The following is a 24,405-nucleotide window of genomic DNA, read 5'->3' as shown; positions in this document are numbered from 1 at the left end:
CTCGTATATTGCCTCTTCTTATTTTATAAGAAGGGGTTTTTAAAATTAATAGACGATCAGGAGGAAGCAGATGATTACATTTGATCAGGTTTCAAAAGTATATGGCGAAAAGGCGGAAGGTGTAAAAGCACTGGATGAGGTGAATCTTCACGTAGAAGAGGGCGAAATTTACGGTGTGATTGGATTTAGTGGGGCTGGAAAGAGTTCACTAATTCGCTGTGTGAATTTACTCGAACAACCAACCTCAGGCTCTGTGACAGTGAATGGGCAAAATTTACAGGAACTGTCGCCAAAAGAGCTTCGGGAGGCAAAACGGAACATTGGGATGATTTTCCAACATTTTAATTTGCTTAATTCCAAAACTGTATTTACCAATGTCGCAATGCCCTTACTGTTAAGTAAGACACCTAAAAAGGAAGTAACAAAGCGTGTATATGAATTGCTTGATTTTGTGGGCTTACGTGACAAAGCTGACAGCTATCCAGACCAACTATCCGGCGGACAAAAACAACGTGTTGGGATTGCTCGTTCTCTTGCAACACAGCCATCCATTTTATTATGTGATGAGGCGACATCGGCACTTGATCCGGATACAACAAATGCCATTTTGAAGCTTTTAAAGAAAATTAATCAGGAATACAATATCACCATCTTGATTATTACGCATGAAATGGGTGTGATCAGAGAGATTTGCGATAAGGTTGCAGTGCTGGAAGACGGAAAGGTAGTCGAGTCTGGTTCAGTGTTTGATGTCTTTTCCCAGCCAAAAACAACCACAGCTCATAACTTTGTCAGCACGGTGATGCATGATCAAATACCAAATTCTGTGTATGAACTGCTACAAAAACAGGATGCACAAAACAAGATCTATCGGATTGTCTTTGTTGGTGAATCTACTGGTACACCGCTGTTATCTCAAATAGCGAAACAATATCAGGTGGAGGTAAATGTTCTATTTGGTAGTATCACAGAATTACAGGGCGTCCCGTTTGGTAATCTCATTGTTCAATTTGAAGGAGAAGAAAAAGAGATTAACCGTGTCATTATGCATATTCATCAGCAAAAAGTAAGTGTAAAGGAAGTGTTAGAAGATGTTGGTTGATTGGCAACAAATTATAGAAGCATTATGGCAAACGGTTGTGATGGTCGCAGTATCCCTTTTCTTTTCAGCCCTTATAGGTCTAGTCTTAGGAATTATTCTTGTGGTAACACGCAAAGGGCACTTATGGGAGAACAAGTATATTTTTACGGTTTTAAATGCAATAGTAAACATATTTCGTTCCATTCCCTTTATTATCCTGATGGTTGCAGTTATTCCATTCACTAGACTTGTGGTTGGAACCTCGATAGGTACGGCCGCAGCTATTGTACCAATGGTATTATTTGCAGGGCCATACATTGCAAGGTTAATAGAGAATTCCCTATTAGAAGTAGATCCTGGTGTCATGGAAGCTGCCCAGTCGATGGGCGCAACGCCTTGGCAAATTATAATTCGTTTTCTTATACCAGAAGCACTTAGTTCACTTGTTTTAGGGGCTACCATAGCAACGATTGGATTAGTTGGTGCATCAGCCATGGCAGGAGCAGTTGGTGGTGGCGGATTAGGAGACTTGGCCATTACCTTTGGTTATCAACGATTTGACACCATCGTAATGCTAATAACTGTAGGGATTCTAGTCGTCATGGTCCAAGGACTACAATCCACAGGAAACATCTTATCCAAAAAAATCAGAAGAAGATAACAACAAAAGCGACAGCACCCGTATTAAGGAAGGCTGACTAAGATCGACCCCTCCTGGGTCAACGCCAGCATGACCCGGATCCTCCGGGCCTACGTACGGACTGGACTTCTCCAAAGGAGATAAAGGAAATATGCTCCTGCAAAAGGAGTATGTCGGCGTTGGCCGACAAGGCTGAATTTAGTCGACCTTCCTTTCTTCCAGAAGCTGATATTGACTTTCACCCTCCGGGTATAAGTGCGACTAGGCCTCTGGTTGCCACCAGTCGGCAAGTCTTCTACATCGCACGGAGGAGAAGGAAGTCACGCTAGTCGCTGGGAGCTGGAGCTAGACGTATAAAAAATGAAACAAAAGGAGACGACTCAACATGAAAAAAGTAAGCTTATTTTTATTACTCGTTAGTATTAGTTTGGTGATCAGCGCATGTTCTAGTGGTGATGCAGCTACAAAGGTGAAAGTGGGAATTAGTGGCTCCGATACGACCATTTGGGATTATGTATCGGAAAAGGCTGAAGAAGAAGGTATTGAAGTAGAAATTGTCCGTTTCTCTGACTATGTGCAACCGAACTTAGCGTTATCAGAAGGAGAAATCGACGCAAACGCTTTCCAGACTATTTCCTATTTTGACGCATTCATTGAAGAGCATGACCTTGATTTGACGCCAATTGCAACTACTGTCATTGCGCCCATGGGGCTTTATTCCGAAAAGCATGAAACAGTTGAAGACATTCCTGAAGGTGGAACCATTGCCTTAGCAAAAGAAGCAACGAACATGGGCCGTGGCCTTTTACTTCTTGAAGAAGCAGGACTAATTAAATTGGAAGAAGGCTTTGACGGAAATGGTTCAGTTGATAAAATCGTAGAAAATCCAAAGAACTTAAAATTTGAACAGATTGTTGCCGGACAGACACCAAGGGTATTACCAGATGTTGATGCCTCCCTTATTAATAACGGGATTGCTGTGGACGCTGGTTTTAGCCCAATAGATGATTCTATCTATCATGAGGATGAAACAGCAACACCATATATTAATATTATTGCCACTCAATCTAAGGATAAAGACGATGAGACTCTAAACAAATTAGCAGAAATTTACCAGTCAGATGATGTAGCAGATTTTATTATTGAAGAGCGTGACGGAAATTCTATCCCAACATTTGTCCCATTAAGTGAAATCGGCCATTAAAAGAACGTTTCGGTGATTAAAAATAAAAAAGAGGTGGAGTAAATGAGTGTTGTAGCTAAAAGTTTAGAAGAAGTGAAAAAGATTATCGTGGATAATGTGGAAGAAAATAAAAAGAAGTACATTCAAGCAAGTCATGACATTCATGGTAACCCGGAAATTGGTAACCAAGAGTACTATGCATCTGGTCGCTTAATTGAATTGCTTGTAGAGGAAGGATTTATAATTGAAAAAGGGGTAGCTGGTCATGAGACAGCATTTGTGGCGAAAAAGAAAAGCGAAAAAGAGGGCTTAAAGATTGGTTTTCTCGCAGAATATGATGCCCTACCGGAAATTGGTCATGCTTGCGGACATAACTTGATTGGCACAACAAGCGCTGCTGCTGCGATTGCACTAAGTAAAGTATTAGATGAAGTAGGGGGAGAGCTTGTCGTTCTGGGTACACCAGCGGAAGAAGGCGGACCGAATGGAAGTGCAAAAGGCAGCTTTGTAAAGGCAGGGCTGCTCGAGGATATTGATGCAGCCATTATGATCCATCCAGGTGCAGAGACAAATCTAACAGGACCAAGTCTTGCAGTAGATCCACTTGATTTTGCTTTTTACGGGAAGCCAGCACATGCTTCTGCACATCCGGAAAAAGGAATAAATGCACTGGATGGCGTCATTCAGCTTTTTAATGGAATTAATGCGCTCCGACAACATCTTCCGTCAGAGGTTCGTATCCATGGAATCATTACAGATGGTGGAGATGCGCCAAATGTAGTACCAGATTACGCCAAGGCAAGATTTTATATCCGAGCAAGTTCTCGAGAGCTTTTAAACGAAGTAACGAAGAAAGTGAAGGGTATTGCAGAAGGTGCTGCATTGGCTACAGGTGCTGATGTGAAAGTGATCGCTTTCCAAAATGAAGTGGATAACTTTATTGTCAATAAGCGGTTTGATAACGTATTTAAGGAAGTTGCAGAAGAATTGGGAGAGGAAGTTAATACGGAGGAAAGAAAAGCACTTGGCTCTACAGACGCAGGAAATGTTAGCCAGGTAGTACCGACCATCCATCCACACATCAAAATTGGTTCAAGTGATTTAATTGGTCATACAGTAGCATTTCGGGAAGCTGCAAGATCCGAGCAAGGGGATGAAGCACTTATTAAAGGAGCGAAGGCCTCCGCACTCACGGCTCTTCAGCTTTTGACTAACTCTGCATTGTTTGAGGAGATTAAACAAGAGTTTTCGGAGCGGACAGGACGTTAAAGTATTATCTAAAAGCTAATCTATACACATTAGGTGGAAAAAGTAGCATTTTTTTTATAAATGAATGCTACTTTTTATTTACTTTCCAAATATTTTATATAAAATGAGGATAATTTAAAATAATAGAGGTGGTCTTATGGAGATTGAAGATATATTTAGTAATCTACCAACATTAGAAACAGAACGGCTACTATTAAGAAAAGTAACATTAAATGATATGGAAGATATTTATAGCTATGGATCCAATCAGGAAGTATCTAAATATGTAACATGGGAAACACATAGAACATTATCAGATACTAAAGCGTATGTTGATTTTGTATTAAGCCGATATGAGAATAAAAGTATCGCTCCATGGGGCATCGAGTATAAAGAAAATGGTAAATTTATTGGGACGATTGACTTTGTTACATGGCAAACCAGACATCGTGCCGCCGAAATAGGTTATGTAATTTCCTCTGATTATTGGGGGAAAGGGAATGCCACAGAAGCAGCGAATGAAGTAATAAAATTTGGATTTCAAAATATGGACTTAGTTCGTATTCAAGCAAAATGTTTTAATGAAAATGTGGGGTCAGCACGTGTTATGGAAAAAACAGGGATGACTTATGAAGGTACTCTTAGAAAAGGGATGGTAGTAAAAGGAGAACATCAGGACTTAAAGATGTACTCTATACTTAAAGAGGAGTTTTTTTCCCAGTTATAATCCGAAAATAATTCGTTATAGAATTTTAACATTATGAACTGCGTTTTCACCAGAGGAGGTGCTCCTTTTGACGTTCATCAGCCATATGAACTGTATTTACATCAGAAGTTATATATACGGTTTGAAAATAAACTCGCTTTCTGAAGTAGGAGTCTTCCTGCCAGTTATGCGAAGAAATTTCAAAATTCTCGGTCATTCTTTAAACTTTAATTTTTTGTAGAAAAATAATTGACATCTTTTTTTCAGCATGATATATTATATTCTGTTGCCACGGAGGTATACCCAAGTCTGGCTGAAGGGATCGGTCTTGAAAACCGACAGGCGGGTCAAACCGCGCGGGGGTTCGAATCCCTCTACCTCCTCCATTAATTAAATTAGCGCATAAAATTTGGAGATAAAAAAAACCGTTACCTAGTAGCGGTTTTTTTCTTTACCTAGCCATATAGCACTTTCTTTGTAAGAAACCTTGACTTTTTTGATGTGAAGACATATAGTAATAAAAATTGATAACCTGACGTTGATCAGATCAGTAATATATTAACGCCTGAAAGAGATTGGAATTCATCGGCTGAAAAATTCCATCGGGGACAGTGTATATGAACCTGCCTGGGAGTCGTTAGTTAAACGCTAACCGCAGTTAAACTGTGTTAACAATAAAAAGCTGGGCATGAATATGCCAATTTAGGTGGTACCGCGGAACTCATTCCGTCCTGAAATGATTCAGGATGGAATGAGTTTTTTAGTTTAGATTACGAAAAACTAAAGGAGGAGAAAAAATGAAAAAAATTGCATTTATCGGAGCAGGATCAATGGCTGAGTCCATTATTTCTGGCATTGTACAGGCAAATGTATTGGAAAATGATGATATTATCGTAACGAATAAAAGTAATAAAGAACGAGTAGAGCGTCTTGAGGAAAAGTATCTAATTACAAGCATGCAAGATAAAGCGGACGTTGTGAGGGATGCTGATGTTATCGTTCTAGCAACAAAGCCTTACGATCTAGAGGCAGCAGTTAACTCTATTAAGGAACACATCAAGCAAGATCAGTTGCTTGTTTCTGTGATAGCCGGAATTTCCACAGACTATATCGCCTCCCTTACTGGTCAAGATATTCCAGTCATTCGTGCCATGCCCAATACCTCTGCTTCCATTGGATACTCTGCAACGGCCATTTCGGCTGGGGCATTTGCGAAAGAAGCACATATTGTAACGGCACAGGAGCTGTTTGATACAATTGGAACAACCGTGATTGTAGAAGAAGAGGATATGCACATTGTAACAGGCATTTCTGGAAGCGGTCCTGCATATATTTACTATTTGGTAGAAGCTATGGAAAAGGCTGCTATCGACTCAGGGCTTGATCAGGAAATAGCAAAGGCTTTGATTACCCAAACCGTGCGTGGGGCAGGGGAAATGTTAAAGCGGTCAGGTGATTCAGCAGAAGTGTTACGAGAGAAAATCACTAGCCCAGCAGGAACAACACAGGCAGGTATTGAATCATTAAAAAGGAATGATTTTCAGGAGATTGTGAAGAGCTGTGTGGAGAGTGCAAGAGATCGTTCGATAGAGCTTGGTAAAAAGAATAGCTAGGTTAAAAAACACCCTATTGAGCAGAAGCATTTGTCTGAAATCTACTCAATAGGGTGTTCGTTTATTTCATTAGTTCTCTGGACTTCCAGCGTCTGGATTGCTGGATGAAATGGCCGATTTTTTCTAGGATTGGTTCAATAGAATCTTCTTTTTTCATTAAATCGTAATCCGAGATATTAATACGCAAGATCGGACAAGCATTGAAGTTATCGATCCAATTGGTATAACGGTTATACATTTCTTCCCAATACGAATTTGGTGTGCTTTTCTCCATTTCCCTACCACGTTCCTGAATGCGGCCCACGACTTCATCAAATGAGCCCTCTAGGTAAATAAGTAAATCAGGATGTGGGAAATATGGTGTCATGACCATTGCTTCAAAAAGATTTGTATAGGTTTCATAATCCGTTTTTGACATTGTCCCATTCTCGTAATGCATTTTAGCAAAAATGCCAGTATCTTCGTAGATGGAACGATCCTGAATAAAGCCACCACCGTATTCAAAGATTTTCTTTTGCTCTTTAAAGCGTTCAGCTAAGAAATATACTTGTAAATGGAAGCTCCAACGTTCAAAGTCTGCATAGAACTTTTCCAGATATGGGTTGGTATCCACTTTCTCAAATGATGTTTTGAACTGCAGTGCATTCGCCAGGGCATTTGTCATCGTGGATTTCCCAACACCAACCGTACCAGCAATGGTAATGATGCTGTCATTCGGTATTAGGTATTTTTCTCTTAAATTCATTGGTAGTTCCCCTTTTTTCTTATTTACAATTTTGCTTATCGTTTCATTGCACGGAAATTTTGCAACTGGTTGTCCACTTGAGCAATTATCCCTTCCAGATCATCTTGATGTTTTACAAAGTCTATTTTATCTCCATCAATTCGGATCACTGGGATGTTGGGATGAAGCAATTCAAACTCATTCATGTAATCTTCATAGTCCTGTGCAAGCTGAGCAAGATAAGAAGCTTTAATGTTTTGCTCAATATCACGACCTCGCATCCGTATCCGTTCAAGAATGGTATCGAGACTTGCATGCAAATAAATCATCATGTTAGGTACAGGCATATCTTGTGTCAAGATATGATAAATTTGTTCATATTTATCGAACTTATCTGGCTGTAATGTACGTTTTGCAAAGATCATGTTTTTCGATATATGATAATCCGCCATAACGGCTTTACTCTCGTTTAAATATTTCTTCTCGATATCCTCGAGCTGCTTAAATCGATTGCATAAAAAAAACATTTCTGTTTGAAAGCTCCACTCGTCAATATCGTCATAGAATTTACCTAGAAAAGGATTTTCCTCAACAATTTCTTTTAATAAGTGAAAGTCATAATGAACAGAAAGTTTTTTAGCTAGGGATGTCTTTCCGATCCCAATTGGTCCTTCTATTGCGATAAAAGGAACTCCTGCCATGGCTATTCCTCCAATCTATATTCCATTGAACAGATGTATATATTTTACCACACAACGGTAACCCATTCCATGTGTAAAAAATGTTTCGCTTTTCAAATGGGTCTCCATTTTGTATAATGATTTGTACCGTGTGAAAACTTAGCGCCCGTTTTAAAGGGGACGCCGACTAGAATGCCCGTCCTGGTGCAACGTCGGCATGACCCGAGTCCACCGGGCCCTCGTAGCTCAGGGGATAGAGCATCGGTTTCCTAAACCGTGTGTCGCAGGTTCGAATCCTGCCGGGGGCATTACTAGTAAGGGGAATGTTGATTTATCAACGTTCAGAAGCCATTTGTCTTTCTCGTTAGCTTAACGAGGGGGACATGGTTTCCATCTCAAAATAAACATAAACCGTAAGCGTCTTTTTTCGTTTTATTGTCTGTATTGACATTAATTCTAGAGGAGGCGTTTTTTCTTTTGTTTAAAGATAGTCGTAAAGGAAATTATTTGTTTGAAGGAAAACAATCACCGGCATATAGGAAATCCTATAATGGTTTATTCATTTCATTCGTATATACACTCTGATATAATGGCTAAATTACTGGCTAAAGTAAATCTTTGTTGTATGGGAGTGAATAATGTGAGTAACAAAATATCAAAAATTGATTATCTTGAAGTGATGGAATACTCTCTAGACCCCATCATCATCCATACTGATTATAAAATAATTTACATAAATCGTGCAGCTGAAGATTTTTTCGGCGCAGAGAAAAATGAAGTGATAGGCTCTAATCCTTTAGATATTTTCAAAGAGTCTTCAAAGGCTGGGATTGAGAAAAGAATAAAATCTGCCTATGGTGGTCCGGCTGAGGTTATTGAGGAGATCATCTTCAGAAATAACGGAACGACAGTCGATGTTGAACTATATTGTCATCCAATAGTTGTCGAGGGTAAAAAGGCTATTCAGACATATGTAAGAGACATTACAGAACGAAAACAGGCTGAGCAGAAGCAATTAGAAATGGTTGCACAAGTAAATGAATTATCTGCAACACTTGTTCCTCTACTTAACGAATTAGCTATTCTCCCATTAGTAGGGAATTTTGATGATCAAAGAGCAAGACAGCTTGTAGACATTGTACCAGCAAAGGTTCAAGATCAAAATATAAGCACTTTAATTATTGATTTCTCTGGTATTTATAATCTTGATAATGTTGTAGCGAATCAGCTTTTTAAAATCAACAAGGTACTATCCCTGCTTGGCGTGCAAACCATTATCACAGGGCTACGACCTGAATTAGCTATGGTAGCAACTAATTTTAATCTCAATTTGTCTAATATCCCAACAATGGCTACAGTAAAGGACGGACTTTCATACTTGGGTATAGAGTTTGAGAATAATAATTAATTCTGTTTGAAGAAAAATAAGTAAAGCCATCCTTCGCGAGGGCTTTACTTAAATAACAAATATCGATACGACAAAAAAGACAATTATCATTAGGATAATTAGGAGTAAAGTCCCCTTCCAGCTTAGTGCACCTACTAAATCAGAAAGTACACTCCCATGATTACTACTAGAAGGTCTTTTTAACTCTTCCTGTCTCATTTTTTCTCTTCTTCTTTCGGGAGTTTCCTTATCGTCACTCATTACTATCCCTCCCTTTATTATCTAATAATTCTAACACATAATAAAAAATATGGGATTTTATTACCATATCCTGAAGTTAAAGAATATGGTAAAATAACATATACTGGTAGTCTATACTTTGTACGATAGGTTCATTCTTGCTTTAGCATGCCAATCTTTTTTCATTTCTATTATCCTCACACACAGAATTACACATTCCATAACACAACAAAGAATAAACATAGAAGGAGATTAAGGCTATGAGTCTAACAAAGAAAATTATTATTGCCCTAATTCTTGGTGTCATTACAGGGGTTGGCCTAAGCTTTGCACCATCATCTTTATACAGTCCACTAGATACTTATTTATTAGGTCCGGTTGGTCAAATATTTTTAAACTTAATTATGATGATTGTTGTTCCAATTGTATTTGTTTCCATTGTACTAGGCACAGCTGGACTTGGTGATCCGGCTAAATTAGGAAAAATTGGTATACAAACGATTCTTTTCTATATGGTTACAACAGCAATTGCGCTTATTATTGGGCTAGGAGTAGCCTATATCCTGGAACCAGGAAAAGCAGGAACATTTGATACAAGTAATGTAGAGTACGAGTCTCAGGAAGCACCACCAATTATGGAGACACTCGTAAATATTATTCCTCAAAACCCAATTGAAGCCATGACCTCGGGAAATATGCTGCAAATCATTGCTTTTGCTATATTCATAGGTGTTGCGTTAGCAGTGTTAGGTGAAAAAACGGCTGGCATATATCGATTGTTCGAACAGGCTAACGATCTATTAATCTTTCTGGTAAACGCAATTATGAAACTGGCTCCATATGGCGCCTTTGCGTTGATTGCCTCTGCAATTGGTGATGCAGGTTTGGATGCTCTAGGACCAATGGCGATGTATATGGTTGCAGTTATTTTAGCACTCCTACTACATGGCGCTATTACCTATAGTCTCGCTATTTGGGGAATTGGTAAGGGAAGTCCGATAAAGTTTTATAAAGAATTTTTCCCTGCGATGTCACTAGGTTTTAGTACATCAAGCTCTAGTGCAACACTACCTGTTGCCATGAAGACTGCGCAGGAAAGCCTAGGTGTTAGAAAGTCTGTCAGTAGTTTTGTACAGCCATTAGGTGCAACGATAAACATGGATGGCACCGCCATTATGCAGGCAGTCGCTACCGTGTTTATTGCACAGGTTTATGCCACATCACTTGGTTTGAATGATATTGTCATGATCATCTTAACAGCGACACTGGCAAGCATTGGTACTGCTGGTGTTCCGGGGGTCGGGCTTGTCATGCTAGCGATGGTACTAAACCAAGTCAATCTCCCTGTGGAAGGAATTGCCCTCATTATTGGAGTTGATCGTTTGCTCGACATGCTACGGACTTCGCTTAATGTTACAGGGGACGCAGCCTGTGCATATATCATTTCAGAGAATGAACGTAGAAAAGAAGAAAAGGCCAAAATTACCTGACATAAGCATCTATCGTGAAAGAAAATGACTTTCTTAGGAAGGACATTTTTAAAGCGGTAGGTGCTTTTGCTTTTTCTAAGCAAGCACCTCTTAATGCTATCCTTCTAATGCACTATTTAACAGATTCTTGTGTCTAATCGCTTTAAAATTACGCCCAAATGTTCTAAAATAGGGTTAGTTACCTAAATCTTTCAATAATTTGGATCGTAAAATGCAATCGTTTACAAAAACAGAATGCTGAGGTGATTGGATGGATATGCAGAAAGTACCGTCAAGAGAAGGGGATCATAATTTAAAGGATTATAAACAGGTGAAGGAGAGCTTTTCCTGGGAAAAAGTAAAAGGTAGCTTTTCATGGAATGAAACAGGAAAAGTAAACGCTGCTTATGAAGCGATTGACCGTCATGCGGAAGATCCTCAGAAGAAGAATAAGACCGCCCTTTTATATTCTGCTCCGGGCAGGGAGGAGAAGCACACGTTTGAAGATTTACGTAATTACAGTAACAGGTTTGCGAATGTCCTAAAGAAGCATGATGTCAATAAAGGGGATAGGGTCTTTCTCTTTATGCCACGCAGTCCTGAATTCTATGCTGCATTCTTCGGTATTTTAAAAGTAGGGGCGATAGCAGGACCTTTATTTGAAGCGTTTATGGAACAAGCCGTCAGGGATAGATTACAGGATAGTGAGGCAAAGGTATTAATTACAACACCTGACTTGCTAGAACGTGTTCCTCAACAGGATTTACCAAGCCTCGAGAAAATTGTGTTAGTTGGAAAAGGAGAAGAAAGCTCATCTGTATATGTGGACTACGAAGCAGAAATGGAGCAGGCTTCTGACGAGTTTTCAATTGAGTGGGTGGATCTAGAGGATGGTATGCTATTGCATTACACCTCAGGATCAACTGGCAAACCAAAAGGTGTCTATCATGTTCATAATGCTATGATTCAGCATTATGCAACAGCTGAATGGGTGCTTGATTTGAAGCAGGATGATATTTACTGGTGTACGGCTGACCCAGGCTGGGTTACGGGAACAAGCTATGGCATCTTTGCCCCATGGCTGCATGGGGTCACTAATGTAATTAGAGGTGGTAGATTTTCTCCGGAGGATTGGTATGGCACGATTGAAAAACATGAAGTAAGCGTTTGGTATACAGCACCAACAGCGCTTCGTATGCTCGTAAGTGCTGGGGAAAATGTGGTCCAAAAATTTGCTTTATCATCGCTGCGTCATATTTTGAGTGTGGGAGAGCCGTTAAATCCAGAGGTTGTAACATGGGGATTAAAGGCATTTGACCTGCGAATTCATGATACGTGGTGGATGACGGAAACGGGTGCCATCCTGATTGCGAATATACCAGCAGAAGAAATCCGTCCAGGATCTATGGGAAAACCCGTTCCCGGGATTGAAGCTTCGATTGTCGACAATGAAGGGAACGAGCTTCCAGCGAAGCAAATGGGGAACCTTGCCATAAAGCAAGGGTGGCCATCTATGATGCGGGCGGTTTGGAATAATCAAAGCAAGTATGAGAGCTACTTTATTAACGGGTGGTATGTTTCCGGTGATAGCGCCTATAAAGATGAGGACGGTTATTTCTGGTTCCAGGGTCGCTTGGATGATGTTATTAATACATCTGGGGAACGAGTGGGGCCATTCGAAGTAGAGAGCAAACTCATAGAACACAAGGCGATTGCCGAGGCAGGCGTCATAGGCAAACCACACCCGGAACGCGGTGAAATCATTAAAGCGTTTATTACACTAAACGCTGGATATGAAGAGTCTGAAGAATTGCTTGAGGATATTCGTCAGTTTGTAAAAAATGGGTTAAGTGCCCATGCTGCACCGAGGGAAATCGAAGTAAAGGACGCCATTCCTAAAACACGCAGTGGTAAAATTATGCGTAGGCTGCTTAAGTCCTGGGAACTCGGCCTTCCTACAGGCGATACATCGACTTTGGAAGAGTAATTAGTTTGGAAAATGTACAACAAGCCACGGAGCATTTTTCGCTTCGTGGCCTTTTCAGCGTGAATAATGGTAGAGGGATGTTTTATTTTCGCCATAGTGGGAACACATATTTATGTAATACTACTAAAAGGAGCGGATAATTCATGGGTAAAAAAATAGCAACAGTGCTTACAAACATGTTTGAAGATGTGGAATATACTGATCCGGCCAAAGCATTTAAAGATGCTGGTCATGAAGTAGTTACAATTGAAAAAGAAAAAGGCGCAAAAGTAACAGGAAAGAATAACGAAGAAAGGTTAACTGTAGATTATGGTATTGATGACGTTAATCCAAGCGATTTCGATGCGTTATTCATTCCAGGTGGTTTTTCACCTGACCAATTACGTGCTGATGACCGCTTTGTGAAATTTGCGAAGCATTTTATGGATGAAAAGAAACCAGTATTTGCAATCTGTCATGGTCCACAGCTATTAATTACTGCGAAGACTTTAGAGGGACGTAAAGCGACAGGCTTTAAATCCATTCAAGTTGATATGGAATATGCTGGTGCAACAGTAGTTGATGAAGAAGTGGCAGTATGCCAGAATCAACTGGTAACAAGCCGTCAACCTGATGATATTCCGGCATTTAACCGTGAGTCTCTAAATCTTTTAAAATAAGGGCAGTAAAGAAGAGAGCCTTATAAACTTTAAGTATATGTAAAATGTAAAAAAGTCGAATGGATTCGATTCTATCTTAAGAAGTCTCGAATTTCCATTCGGCTTTTTAATTTTGATACTAGTTCATCGATATAAATTTTTACTAAACTAGCTTCTCTACTTCAAATTGATCGTTTAGCAATAGCCAATTTTGCGGGAATGCTAGACCTAGTTTCCAATACGCAATTCCCCGCAAGTTAAGTTCTTTAATTAAGTTAAACTTTGCTTGTATGGATCGCGCATCCTCAAACCATACCTCATGCTGATTTCCTTCACTGTCTGTATAAATGAAAAATGGGGCCTGTGCGCCTGGGTCAAATTGTATTTCAGCATTGTTCTCACGCGCAATGTTTATAGCTTGTTGGGGGCTTACCGCGCGGGCTGCCTCTCCTCCTTCTTCATAAGGAAGGGTCCAGTCATATCCATACAAATTCTGACCAAGCATAATTTTCTCTGCAGGCATCTCGGTTAAAGCATACTCCACAACACGCCTTACTTCATTTATCGGCGAAACAGCCAAAGGTGGTCCATAGCTATAGCCCCATTCGTAAGTCATGAGCACTACAAAGTCAGCAATTTCACCATGGGTAGCATAGTCATGTGCCTCATACCATTGACCTGTCTGAGTTCCGCTCGTTTTTGGAGCAAGTGCCGTGGACATCATTAATCCTGCCTGAGAAAAACGATCTTTCGCTTTCCGTAAAAACTCATTATATGCTTCCCTGTCATCGGCTTGAAGAAATTCAAAATCAAAATGAATATCCGTATAGCCAACCTCTTCTGCCACGTTAATAATGTTATCCAATAGTGTATTTTGCACTGCCTGCACTGTCAGGATGATATGACCAAGCTCTGCGCTAAAAGATCCCTCTTCTAGGTTGGTTAATACAAGCATAAGGGCGGTATTATTTTCTTGAGCAATTTCGGTTAATCCGTTCAGTGGCGGGGGCGTTAGTGAACCGTCCCGATTTACGTTATAACTGAAGATAGAAAGGTATGTTAGGTATGGCGAGTTTTTGGTTGCAGCATTTTTTAATGTCTGTGAAACAGCGTCTCCCCGGGGCTCGATATATGCAGCCGATTGAATAGAACGGCGAGGCTGCTGGGGTATATAAAGCCGGAACCCTACAGGCAGAATATTGCCGATTGGAAATTGATTGATCTGAGCAAGCTCCTCTGGCGACATATTGAACTGTTGTGCAATGGAATAAAGGGTGTCACCTTGCTGAACAAAATAAAATCGCCCAATGATAGGAATAACCAGTGCCTGCCCTACTACTAGTTCATTAGGTGTCTCTAATTCATTTGCTTCCGTAAGAGCAGTAGTAGAAGTGCTATATGTATTGGCTATTTCAAATAAGGTCTGTCCCTGTTCGACCACGTGAATTTGCAAAAAAACCCCTCCTTCATAGATGTCCCTACTGACAAATTATGAAGGAGAGGTTCAATTTATGTCATTAGAATGCTTCAATATCGGCTTCCATTACTGTTTTCATTAGGTGTAGGGCATAGTCGTTAGTTTGATTGTTCTCAGATGCCATACAGTTTTTAGGAATTTGTAAATCAAATTTATACATATACGCATCCTTAGCTGTAAATAAAATACAAATATCTCCCGCAATACCAGAAATAATTAAGTGTGTTTTTTCTAGCTCGGTTAATAGGGATTGTAGGGGAGTCTGGAAAAAAGCAGAGTGCTGTGGTTTAATTAGAAAATAGTCATCGTCGTCTGGACCAATCGCATCAATCACTTCTTGGCTTTTCTCATTCTTACAAAAGTCTGTTACTTTTTTAAAATCAGCCTGCCATAAGCCATAATGATCATTAATATAAATAATAGGTAAGTCATTGTCTTTCGCATATTGACGTAGCTTTTTCATGTTCGGTAAGATTTCTGTGGTGTGGGCGAGTAAGTCATCTCCACCGTCAAAATCAAAATGATTTATAATATCTACAAACAACACAGCTGTATTATCAAGTGGCGTTTTCATGCTAGCAACTCCTTTTTAACGTCATATTTTATTTATTTCCTATTTAATATATTTCAAACTTAAGAAGGTGACATGTATGAAGACAGATGATAAATTTATGAGACAAGCAATTGAACAGGCGAAAGAAGCTAGTTATAAAAAAGAAGTTCCGATCGGTGCTGTAATTGTCTTTCGAGATGAGGTTATTGCTACTGGTTATAACGAGCGGGAGGCTTCCCAAACAACTTTATCGCACGCAGAACTATTTGCAATTGAAGAAGCGAATAAAAAAATAGGAAGCTGGCGTTTAGAAGACTGTACACTCTATGTTACCTTAGAGCCATGTCCTATGTGTGCGGGGGCAGTTGTTCAGTCGCGGATCAAAAGGGTTGTCTATGGCGCGCCTGACCCGAAGGCTGGATGTGCTGGAACCCTTATGAATTTATTAGATGAAGAAAGATTTAACCATCAAGTCGAGGTGACAGGTGGTATTTTGGAAGAAGAATGTGGTGCCCTGTTACGCGATTTTTTCCGGGATTTGAGAAGAAAAAAGAAAACCGGGGATGAATTGTAGACTGATTAAATAAGCCTCTAGCTCTTGTTCCCATATTTTTGAAAGGGACAAGCATTGCATTCTATGAAAAAAGTCGTTATAATAGACGATGTCGTGCTAAGCGGGGAGGTAGCGGTGCCCTGTACTCGCAATCCGCTATAGCGAGGCCGAATTCCCACCCAAGGTTTGGCGACTTTATGGTCTGCCCTAACGGAGTGGTGTTGACGTCCAGGTCCTGCGCAACAGAGACCCATGAATCCTGTCAGGTCCGGAAGGAAGCAGCAGTAAGTGGTTATCTCCGTGTGCCGCGGGGACGCCTGGGCCGAGCCATGAAATTAGGTAACGCATAGGGTCGTCAAATCGACGGTGGGTGCACGGCATACATAAAAGAAACCTTCAGTCCATTGCGGGCTGAAGGTTTTTTTCTGTTTTGCTTTTGATAGTGTGAATGAAGGACGTTCGTCTGGTCTGTTTGAACATCATAAGACTAATGAACATCATTTTGCCTGGAATTCTATCTCAAACTGCACGTCATAAGACGAATGAACATCATTTTGCCTGGAGTTCTATCTCAAACTGCACGTCATAAGGCGAATGAACGTCATTTAGACTGAAATCCTCTTCCAAAGTGCATTTCATAAGACAAATAACATCACGGTAGACAGCTGGACTCCCATAATTCGGGAGCCCACAGCCTGTTTTCCTTACTTAGTCGCATATCCGTCAACAACAAGATCCAGTTTTCCTGTATCGGGGTTGATCACAAGTCCGTGTACTGGAACATCATCTGGCAATAGGGGGTGGTTATCTACAGTAGAGACACTATGCTTTACACTGTCTTCTACGTTATCGAACCCTTGTAGAAATTGTTCGAAGTCAATACCGGAAAACTCAAGCGTATTCAGTTTCTCTTCTGTCACACCACGCTCTTTCATTTTCTGTAGCGTTTTATCTACTTCAACGCCGGACATACCGCAGTCATGATGTCCGACCACACATATTTCGTCAATACCAAGCTCGTAAACACCAACTAGAATACTCCTCATTATACTGCCAAAGGGATGTGAGACAAGGGCACCTGCTGTTTTTAATATTTTCACGTCACCATTTCCAACATTCATCGCCTTTGGTAAGAGCTCGACTAGCCTAGTATCCATACAAGATAGGATTAGGAGACGCTTATTGGGAACCTTGCCTTTCTGGTACGCTTCATATTCCTTTTTTTCTACAAATTCTTCATTATGGGCTAAGATATCATTTAATAGACTCATTGTTACTCTCCTTATGCTCGTTTTTTAACTTATTATAAAGGAAAAAAGCATTGAGGCAAAATAGAACTCACTTTTAGGATAGGAAGTAAATCAGCCAATATTTCTAATCAAGCTCCTCTACGCCTTTGATCGTCTAGCTCCGAGCACCAGAAACTAGACAACTTCGCGAATCGCCTTTCGATAAGGCATCATTGGTTCGCGAAGCTCACCATGATTTTTTTATCTCAGTTGATTCACTCCAGTTGTTACATTTCTAAACGGTGCTCTGTGCCTTTGATTTAAATAAATTGTTCACACGCTATGGTTCACATTCACCCTGTAAATAGAGTATAATTAGAAAGAGATCATAGAGGGGATTTTGTATTATGAGCTATCAGGCATTATATCGCGTTTGGCGTCCTAGAAAATTTCAGGACGTAGTCGGACAAACACATATTACACGTACATTGCAAAATGCGATTGTCCAGGAGAAGTTTTCGCATGCTTATGTATTCTCCGGTCCACGAGGGACGGGGAAAACGAGTGCTGCAAAAATTTTCGCCAAAACGATAAACTGTGAACAGGCACCCGCAAAGGAACCTTGTAATGAATGTGCGGCATGCCGCGGAATTCAGGATGGGTCGATTTCGGATGTAATTGAAATTGACGCTGCCTCCAACACAAGTGTGGAGGATATTCGTGACATACGGGATAAGGTGAAGTACGCTTCTAGCTCTGTTCCCTATAAAGTATATATTATCGATGAAGTGCATATGATCTCTACGAATGCCTTTAATGCCTTATTGAAGACGTTAGAGGAACCACCGAAGCATGTTGTCTTTATTCTTGCGACAACTGAGCCACATAAAATTCCATTAACGATTCTCTCAAGATGCCAACGGTTCGATTTTAAGCCAATTTCCAATGCAGCGATTGTGGAACGTATGCAGTCGATTATCGATGCAGAAGGTATTTCTGTTTCTCAAGAAGCAATGGAAACAGTGGCACTTGCTGCAGAAGGCGGAATGCGTGATGCGCTAAGTATACTGGATCAGGCAATATCCTATAGTGAAGAAAAGGTAGAACTGGAGGATGTCCTCGCAGTTACTGGCGGTGTTTCGCAACAGATTTTAACGGATATGGTACAATCCATGCACGAAAAAAACGTCCAACATGCATTAAAGCAGCTGGATGAATTGATTAGTCGTGGAAAAGACCCGGGCCGATTTGTCTATGACATGATCTACTTCTTGCGTGACCTCTTGTTATTCAAAAGTGCGCCGTCTCTTGAAGGGTTATTGGAGAGAGCGAGAACAGATGAAAGCTTCACTTCTTTGGCAAAAGCTGTCTCCGTTCAATGGATCCAGCAATGTATCATGGAATTAAACCAATGTCAGCAGGAAATGAAGTGGACGAACAGTCCCAAGGTATTTATTGAAATAGCCATTCTGTCTCTTACGAACGGACAACAGCAAACTGAAGCAGCACAGGTAACAGAAAAAAACGATGATTCTGAAGCTGTTATGAAACTGACTAGTAAACTGTCTGCACTGGAAAAGGAAGTAGCTGCATTAAAACAAAACCCACCGGCTGCTGGGCAATCTGCCGCTCCAAGAGAGCCGCGCAGACCACAGACAAGGGCTACGAAAAACAGCTACAAGGTTCCTAATGAGCGTATTCGTGAGGTACTAAAACAGGCGGAAAAGACAGCCCTAAAAAACGTGCACAGTCAATGGGCCAATTTTCTATCAAGGCTCAAATCATCGAATGCGCCTGCGCATGCTACAATCCAGGATAGTAAGCCTGTAGCAGCTTCAGAGCAGGCGATTGTAGTGGCATTTAAGTATGAGATCCACTGCTCACTATTTCTTGATAACAGGGAAACAGTAGAGTCAATACTGACGAGTGTGCTGAACAAACAGCTGACTATTATTCCAATACCGGAAGTAAATTGGTCCGAAATTCGAACAGATTATATAAATAACCAAGAAAAAAACAATGAATCTGAGGAACAACAGGTTGATCCACTAGTGGAAGAAGCACGAAAGCTCGTTGGAGATGATCTGATTGAAATACATGATTAGCTACAGTAAAGTTTGGTAAGATAAAGCTAAGTTTAATTTAAAGGAGGCGTTTTCCATGAAAGGTATGGGAAATATGGGCGGAATGATGAAACAAATGCAAAAAATGCAGAAAAAAATGATGCAAGCACAGGATGAGCTCCATGAGATGACGTTTGAAGCGTCTGCAGGTGGGGGAATGGTTACTGTCACTGCAAATGGTAAAAAAGAGATTACGGATGTACAAATTAAAGAAGAAGTTGTAGATCCAGACGATATTGATATGCTACAAGACCTTATTCTTGCAGCTACCAATGATGTAATTAAGCAGATTGAAGATAAAACGAATGACACGATGGGACAATTTACCAAAGGGCTGAATATGCCAGGGATGTTCTAGTTTCACATCAGCACTGCCACCTGTGAAGCGGGGAGGCAGCATGCTGGCCACATAACAAGAGGGTTGGATAAAACAATGTTTGTCCAACTCTTACTTGTGTGTCGCTTCTAGGAGGAAAACGATGTACTATCCAGAACCAATTTCTAAACTTATTGACAGTTTTACAAAATTGCCGGGGATTGGACCAAAAACTGCTGTCCGACTGGCATTTTTTGTTTTGAATATGAATGAAGACGACGTCATGGATTTTGCCAAGGCACTTGTAAATGCGAAGCGTGAATTAACACACTGTTCTGTATGTGGGCATATTACGGACCAAGACCCATGCTCTATCTGCCAAGATACTTCACGGGACGCGTCAATCATCTGTGTGGTTCAGGATCCGAAAGATGTTATAGCAATGGAAAAGATGAAAGAGTTCCACGGCAAATACCATGTACTTCATGGTGCCATTTCTCCAATGGACGGGATTGGTCCAGAGGATATTAACGTACCGGATTTAATTAATCGCCTCAAAGATGAAGAGGTAAAAGAATTGATACTTGCTACAAACCCAAATATTGAGGGAGAGGCAACAGCAATGTATATCTCTCGTCTGGTGAAGCCGTCAGGAGTACGTACGACTCGTATCGCACACGGTCTACCAGTTGGTGGCGATCTTGAATATGCAGATGAAGTAACATTATCGAAGGCGTTGGAAGGTAGAAGAGATTTGTAGAGATTAGGTGGGACACATGGCCAAAAAAATTAAAAAAAGCGATATGGATGAGCAATTATTAAATTCAATATTTAGATTGGAAAGCGAATGGAAGCAGATCTCTTCTTTGCTTGAACAAAGCATTGATCGACCGGCACACGCAGTAAATATAGAGGCGCTTGCGCAAGCGAATTATTTATTTTTACTTCGTGAGGCAAGGCATCGTAAAGTAAGTGCCATGAGCTACCGTTAACCACAGAGAATCTCTGGGAGCAAAACTTTTTTACAATTTCGTTCGATAAAAGACAAGGACACCGTCATGGGCGCCTTGTCTTTTTATTTTGGGTAACAATTGATGCAGTCGAAATGTTGAAGTCCAAAGTAAAAGAAAAACATACACATTCGCTATAAGAAGAGTGAGTGTAATGATTTCTAATGTTCTTTTTTCCTTCCTTTATTCATATGTACTAGAAAGGGGACAAGGAGGGGATTAGGATGAGTTCTACAATAGTCATATCCATAATGGTTGCACTTATCATTGTTTTGTTATTGGTAGGAGCCCCCATTAAGCCAATGCGGTTCTTGGCACAAGGGACGATTAAATTAGGAATTGGGATTTTATTTTTATTTTTTTTCAATGTGTTTGGGGGAGCAATTGGGCTGCACATCCCAATCAATGCATTCACGGTTATTGTATCCGGGTTTTTAGGGTTGTTTGGAATGGCGTCTTTAGCTGCCATTCACTTATTTGTCCTACCATAAAATGCGTTAACAATAGAAAAATAGCACATAAAACTGTCTTGAGGCATGGAGTCATTCTCTCAAGACAGTTTTTATTTTGCCTTAAAAGCTTGACCAATCTTGTCGCATTGATTATTATATGAATATAAAATAATTTAATTCATATATTCAAAAAAGAGGGGTGCCACGATGCCAAAGTTTGGGCAGAAGGAGAAAGAATGGATACAACAAGATCTTCTAACAAAGGGGAGGGACTTGTTTGTGAAAAGGGGATTGAAGAAAACGAGTATTTCGGATATCACGAAAGCAGTCGGGATCGCACAAGGATCCTTCTACAACTTTTATGAAAGCAAAGAAGTGCTCTACTTGGAGATTTTAGAGCAGGAGGAAGGAAAGATTAGAGAACAGCTTGTTCTACCATTTTTTCAGTCAGATACCTTTACGAGGGAAAGCTTTAAATCCTTCCTTATGGAGGCTTTTTCTACAATGGAGTCTAATGAATTTATTCGACAGTTGTTTGACGAGGGAATCATGGAATCACTATTTAGGAAATTACCAGAGGAAAAAGTAGCGAAACTCGCTAGTAGTGATGTGGATTTTTTCACACCATTAATTGGGAAATTGCAATCGGAAGGCGCCATAATAGACAAAGAACCAGAGGTCATTACCCAATTGCTACGCATGGTTTTCTTGTTATTTCTCCAGAAAAAGCAGATTGGTGAAAAGCGGTTTGCAGAAGCGATGGATTTACTTATCACATTTGTTTCAACTGGTTTAATGAAGAAGGTGGATTAATGATAGACGTGGAGAAGTTACACTTTACTTATCCTGGGCGTAAAGAACCCACCATAAAAGGGATGGATTTCACGATAAATGAGGGAGAGATTTTTGGTTTCCTCGGACCCTCAGGTGCTGGAAAAAGTACGGCACAGAAAATCCTAATTGGTATGCTTAAAAACTATCAGGGTAGAGTTCGTATTTTTGACCAAGAGGTTAGCCAGGTGAAACGTTCTTATTATGAAAGAATTGGGGTTGCTTTTGAATTTCCTAATTTTTATCAAAGACTTACGGCAATGGAAAACCTATCTTTATTTCGTAGCCTGTATACAGGAGAAACTGTGGCGCCAGAGGAGTTACTAATGGAAATGGGTTTAAATGAGTCTGCTCGGATGAAAGTGTCTGCTTATTCTAAAGGCATGAAAATGAGGTTAAACTTATGTAGAGCACTATTAAATAAACCGGATATTCTCTTCCTGGACGAACCAACATCGGGGTTGGATCCCCTTAATGCTAAGAAAGTTAAAAATAAAATAGTACGTTTAAAAGAAGAAGGAAAAACGATTCTAATTACAACACATAATATGAATACAGCTGATGAGATTTGTGACAGAGTTGCATTTATTGTAGATGGGAGGATCCAACTAATTGATACCCCTAGAAATTTGAAAGTGCGCCATAATGAAAAAAAGGTTCAGGTGGAATCTCGAGAAAAGGATCACGGGTTAAAAATAAATGAATTTGACTTACAGGGAATTGGTACAAACCCTGACTTTTTAACTCTCCTACGATCTAACAAAATAGAGACAATACATACACAGGAGGCAACACTTGAGGATATATTTATTAATGTTACAGGGAGAGGATTGAATTGAGATTCCATACTGCTTTTTTCTATGATATTAAAATTCAAATTCGGCATGGATTATATGCTGTTTATATCCTTGTTAGTCTGTTTTATATCATTGCTCTTTATCAGATCCCGGAACAGTATAGAGAAATGGTTGGGGTTTTCATTACATTTTCTGACCCTGGGGTTTTAGGCTTTTTCTTTATTGGTGGGCTTGTCCTATTAGAGCGAAACCAGAATATATTAGACAACCTTTTCATTACACCATACAAAGTAGAGGAGTATATTCTTTCAAAAGCTCTTTCACTAACCGTGTTGTCAATTATCTCAAGCTATGCTATCCATATTAGTGTATTTGGCTTTTCCTTTGGTATGATCCTATTTCTAATAGGAGTTTTTTTGACCTCCATGTTTTTCACCATTTTTGGTTTGGGGGTAGCTGTCCGAAGTCATACACTAAACGGCTTCTTTCTCTTGTCTTCTAGCTACAGTTTGATTTTCTGTCTTCCCTTGTTAGAGTTGGTTGGAATAGATTATAGTTTATTTATGCTGCTTCCAACAAAAGGCGCTCTTCTTTTAATTAGCACAGCGTTTAGTCCCATAAATATGCTGGAAATGATATATGCTATAGGTATTTTACTATTTTGGAGTCTCGTTGCTTTTTGGTGGGCTAGACGTTCCTTTTATAAAATGATTATATTCAAAGCAAGTGAGGGGAAGACATTATGAAAGCTGTCTTCCATTTAATTAGAGGCGACATGAGGCAAATATATAGGGATCCAATGTTATTCATATCCATGGTTGGCCCTATCTTGCTAATCCTCTTAGTTCGATTTATTGTACCTTTTGTCACAGCGCATTTCGCGATAGAATCGTATAATGTCCTTTTGGCAAGCTTCTTCATTCTATTAATTCCTTTATTATTAGGCGTTATGACCGGCTTTATCATGCTTGATGAACGCGATGACAAGATGATAGACTATTTTGCCGTAACCCCTTTAAGCAAAATAGGATACCTTATTTATCGTTTGCTATTCCCTGGGGTGCTAACCATCTTCTATGGAATTGTATTTGTGGAGTGGGCTAGTCCAGAGTCTCTAGCCGCATTGGATACATTGCTGGTAATTGTAATGTTAGCAATGGAGGCTCCTATTATATGCCTGTGTCTCGTTGCCCTTGCTGCAAATAAGATTGAGGGATTAGCTTTATCTAAAGGTGTTGGATTGGTGGTATTTGTACCCTTTATCATTTATTTTGTACCACTGCCATGGCAGTTGGTTGGAAGCATCCTGCCGACATACTGGACAGCAAATCTGTTTTTAGTGGGTGACATTAGTTTTGGTATGCTTCTTATAATAGGGATTTTGGGGATCTTTATTCACATTCTGTACATCGTATTCCTGTCCAAGCAATTTTTAAGGAAAATAGATTAATAGCTTCCCATTTTTTTC

General features: G+C 40.0%; 26 protein-coding genes, 2 tRNA genes and 1 other RNA gene. 23 read left to right on the top strand and 6 right to left on the bottom strand.

Annotation, left to right across the window (positions count from 1 at the left end):
* The first annotated feature begins 70 nt into the window (after positions 1-70).
* From BN985_RS02290 to proC, 7 genes are all read left to right on the top strand, one after another.
* Positions 71-1,102 (top strand): methionine ABC transporter ATP-binding protein, encoded by a 1,032-nt coding sequence (locus BN985_RS02290; RefSeq protein ID WP_042220846.1) that lies wholly within the window; start codon positions 71-73, stop codon positions 1,100-1,102.
* Positions 1,092-1,742 (top strand): methionine ABC transporter permease, encoded by a 651-nt coding sequence (locus BN985_RS02285; RefSeq protein ID WP_042220844.1) that lies wholly within the window; start codon positions 1,092-1,094, stop codon positions 1,740-1,742. Before BN985_RS02290 ends, BN985_RS02285 begins: the two co-directional genes overlap by 11 nt.
* A gap of 364 nt (positions 1,743-2,106) precedes the next feature.
* Positions 2,107-2,925: a MetQ/NlpA family ABC transporter substrate-binding protein gene (locus tag BN985_RS02280; RefSeq protein WP_042220842.1), complete on the top strand. Its 819-nt coding sequence runs from the start codon at positions 2,107-2,109 to the stop codon at positions 2,923-2,925.
* Between the two features lie 42 nt (positions 2,926-2,967).
* Positions 2,968-4,173, top strand: a complete 1,206-nt coding sequence (locus BN985_RS02275) for a M20 family metallopeptidase (protein ID WP_042220840.1) — start codon at positions 2,968-2,970, stop codon at positions 4,171-4,173.
* Between the two features lie 136 nt (positions 4,174-4,309).
* Positions 4,310-4,879, top strand: coding sequence for a GNAT family N-acetyltransferase (locus BN985_RS02270; RefSeq protein ID WP_042220839.1), 570 nt, complete (start codon positions 4,310-4,312; stop codon positions 4,877-4,879).
* Between the two features lie 272 nt (positions 4,880-5,151).
* Positions 5,152-5,244, top strand: a tRNA-Ser gene (locus BN985_RS02265).
* Between the two features lie 411 nt (positions 5,245-5,655).
* Positions 5,656-6,471 (top strand): pyrroline-5-carboxylate reductase, encoded by an 816-nt coding sequence (proC, locus tag BN985_RS02260; protein WP_042220838.1) that lies wholly within the window; start codon positions 5,656-5,658, stop codon positions 6,469-6,471.
* Positions 6,472-6,532: 61 nt separating this feature from the next.
* On the opposite strand, the gene BN985_RS02255 is transcribed toward proC, so the two are convergent.
* On the bottom strand, positions 6,533-7,216 hold the full coding sequence (locus BN985_RS02255; protein ID WP_042220836.1) for a deoxynucleoside kinase: 684 nt from the start codon (positions 7,214-7,216) through the stop codon (positions 6,533-6,535).
* A gap of 35 nt (positions 7,217-7,251) precedes the next feature.
* Positions 7,252-7,896, bottom strand: a complete 645-nt coding sequence (locus BN985_RS02250; RefSeq protein WP_042220835.1) for a deoxynucleoside kinase — start codon at positions 7,894-7,896, stop codon at positions 7,252-7,254.
* A 214-nt stretch (positions 7,897-8,110) separates the two neighbouring features.
* Between BN985_RS02250 and BN985_RS02245 the strand changes: the two genes are divergently transcribed.
* Both BN985_RS02245 and BN985_RS02240 read left to right on the top strand, forming a co-directional pair.
* Positions 8,111-8,183 (top strand) — tRNA-Arg (locus BN985_RS02245).
* 332 nt (positions 8,184-8,515) lie between these two features.
* Positions 8,516-9,283: a PAS domain S-box protein gene (locus BN985_RS02240; RefSeq protein WP_042220834.1), complete on the top strand. Its 768-nt coding sequence runs from the start codon at positions 8,516-8,518 to the stop codon at positions 9,281-9,283.
* Between the two features lie 48 nt (positions 9,284-9,331).
* Here the strand turns inward: BN985_RS02240 and BN985_RS02235 are convergent, their stop codons facing one another.
* Positions 9,332-9,523 (bottom strand): DUF6366 family protein, encoded by a 192-nt coding sequence (locus BN985_RS02235; protein ID WP_042220833.1) that lies wholly within the window; start codon positions 9,521-9,523, stop codon positions 9,332-9,334.
* Between the two features lie 239 nt (positions 9,524-9,762).
* On the opposite strand from BN985_RS02235, the gene BN985_RS02230 reads away from it, so the two are divergent.
* From BN985_RS02230 to BN985_RS02220, 3 genes are all read left to right on the top strand, one after another.
* Positions 9,763-10,992, top strand: coding sequence for a dicarboxylate/amino acid:cation symporter (locus BN985_RS02230; RefSeq protein WP_042220832.1), 1,230 nt, complete (start codon positions 9,763-9,765; stop codon positions 10,990-10,992).
* A gap of 250 nt (positions 10,993-11,242) precedes the next feature.
* Positions 11,243-12,958, top strand: a complete 1,716-nt coding sequence (acsA, locus tag BN985_RS02225) for an acetate--CoA ligase (protein ID WP_042220830.1) — start codon at positions 11,243-11,245, stop codon at positions 12,956-12,958.
* A 143-nt stretch (positions 12,959-13,101) separates the two neighbouring features.
* On the top strand, positions 13,102-13,617 hold the full coding sequence (locus tag BN985_RS02220) for a type 1 glutamine amidotransferase domain-containing protein (protein WP_042220829.1): 516 nt from the start codon (positions 13,102-13,104) through the stop codon (positions 13,615-13,617).
* Positions 13,618-13,759: 142 nt separating this feature from the next.
* Here BN985_RS02220 and BN985_RS02215 read toward each other — a convergent pair whose 3' ends face one another.
* Positions 13,760-15,049, bottom strand: a complete 1,290-nt coding sequence (locus tag BN985_RS02215; protein WP_042220828.1) for a glycosyl hydrolase family 18 protein — start codon at positions 15,047-15,049, stop codon at positions 13,760-13,762.
* Between the two features lie 64 nt (positions 15,050-15,113).
* Complete coding sequence (locus BN985_RS02210; protein ID WP_042220827.1) at positions 15,114-15,647, bottom strand: isochorismatase family cysteine hydrolase; 534 nt, start codon at positions 15,645-15,647, stop codon at positions 15,114-15,116.
* A gap of 76 nt (positions 15,648-15,723) precedes the next feature.
* Here BN985_RS02210 and tadA point away from each other — a divergent pair, with 76 nt between their 5' ends.
* Positions 15,724-16,200 carry a tRNA adenosine(34) deaminase TadA gene (tadA, locus tag BN985_RS02205; protein ID WP_042220825.1) on the top strand — a complete coding sequence of 159 codons (477 nt, stop codon included), beginning with the start codon at positions 15,724-15,726 and terminating at the stop codon, positions 16,198-16,200.
* A 91-nt stretch (positions 16,201-16,291) separates the two neighbouring features.
* Positions 16,292-16,557, top strand: an RNA gene (gene ffs / locus BN985_RS02200) — signal recognition particle sRNA large type.
* A gap of 326 nt (positions 16,558-16,883) precedes the next feature.
* Here ffs and BN985_RS02195 read toward each other — a convergent pair.
* The gene (locus BN985_RS02195; RefSeq protein WP_042220824.1) at positions 16,884-17,450 is read right to left on the bottom strand and encodes a beta-class carbonic anhydrase; all 567 of its coding nucleotides are present in this window, start codon (positions 17,448-17,450) and stop codon (positions 16,884-16,886) included.
* 365 nt (positions 17,451-17,815) lie between these two features.
* Here BN985_RS02195 and dnaX point away from each other — a divergent pair, with 365 nt between their 5' ends.
* From dnaX to BN985_RS02150, 9 genes are all read left to right on the top strand, one after another.
* The gene (dnaX, locus tag BN985_RS02190) at positions 17,816-19,513 is read left to right on the top strand and encodes a DNA polymerase III subunit gamma/tau (protein WP_042220823.1); all 1,698 of its coding nucleotides are present in this window, start codon (positions 17,816-17,818) and stop codon (positions 19,511-19,513) included.
* Between the two features lie 55 nt (positions 19,514-19,568).
* Positions 19,569-19,889 (top strand): YbaB/EbfC family nucleoid-associated protein, encoded by a 321-nt coding sequence (locus BN985_RS02185; protein WP_036578159.1) that lies wholly within the window; start codon positions 19,569-19,571, stop codon positions 19,887-19,889.
* Positions 19,890-20,010: 121 nt separating this feature from the next.
* Positions 20,011-20,607 (top strand): recombination mediator RecR, encoded by a 597-nt coding sequence (gene recR / locus BN985_RS02180; RefSeq protein ID WP_042220821.1) that lies wholly within the window; start codon positions 20,011-20,013, stop codon positions 20,605-20,607.
* Positions 20,608-20,623: 16 nt separating this feature from the next.
* On the top strand, positions 20,624-20,839 hold the full coding sequence (locus tag BN985_RS02175; protein WP_042220819.1) for a YaaL family protein: 216 nt from the start codon (positions 20,624-20,626) through the stop codon (positions 20,837-20,839).
* A gap of 242 nt (positions 20,840-21,081) precedes the next feature.
* Positions 21,082-21,348 (top strand): pro-sigmaK processing inhibitor BofA family protein, encoded by a 267-nt coding sequence (locus BN985_RS02170; protein ID WP_042220818.1) that lies wholly within the window; start codon positions 21,082-21,084, stop codon positions 21,346-21,348.
* A gap of 168 nt (positions 21,349-21,516) precedes the next feature.
* Positions 21,517-22,122, top strand: coding sequence for a TetR/AcrR family transcriptional regulator (locus BN985_RS02165; protein WP_042220817.1), 606 nt, complete (start codon positions 21,517-21,519; stop codon positions 22,120-22,122).
* Positions 22,122-22,979: an ABC transporter ATP-binding protein gene (locus tag BN985_RS02160; RefSeq protein WP_042220816.1), complete on the top strand. Its 858-nt coding sequence runs from the start codon at positions 22,122-22,124 to the stop codon at positions 22,977-22,979. Before BN985_RS02165 ends, BN985_RS02160 begins: the two co-directional genes overlap by 1 nt.
* Positions 22,976-23,683: a fluoroquinolone export ABC transporter permease subunit gene (locus BN985_RS02155; RefSeq protein ID WP_042220814.1), complete on the top strand. Its 708-nt coding sequence runs from the start codon at positions 22,976-22,978 to the stop codon at positions 23,681-23,683. The genes BN985_RS02160 and BN985_RS02155 overlap by 4 nt, the downstream gene beginning before the upstream one ends.
* Positions 23,680-24,387: a hypothetical protein gene (locus BN985_RS02150; RefSeq protein WP_042220813.1), complete on the top strand. Its 708-nt coding sequence runs from the start codon at positions 23,680-23,682 to the stop codon at positions 24,385-24,387. The genes BN985_RS02155 and BN985_RS02150 overlap by 4 nt, the downstream gene beginning before the upstream one ends.
* Positions 24,388-24,405 lie beyond the last annotated feature (18 nt).

Source organism: Oceanobacillus manasiensis, assembly GCF_000724085.1.
Classification (GTDB): domain Bacteria; phylum Bacillota; class Bacilli; order Bacillales; family Amphibacillaceae; genus Oceanobacillus_B; species Oceanobacillus_B manasiensis.
This window is presented reverse-complemented; position numbering and strand designations above follow the sequence as displayed.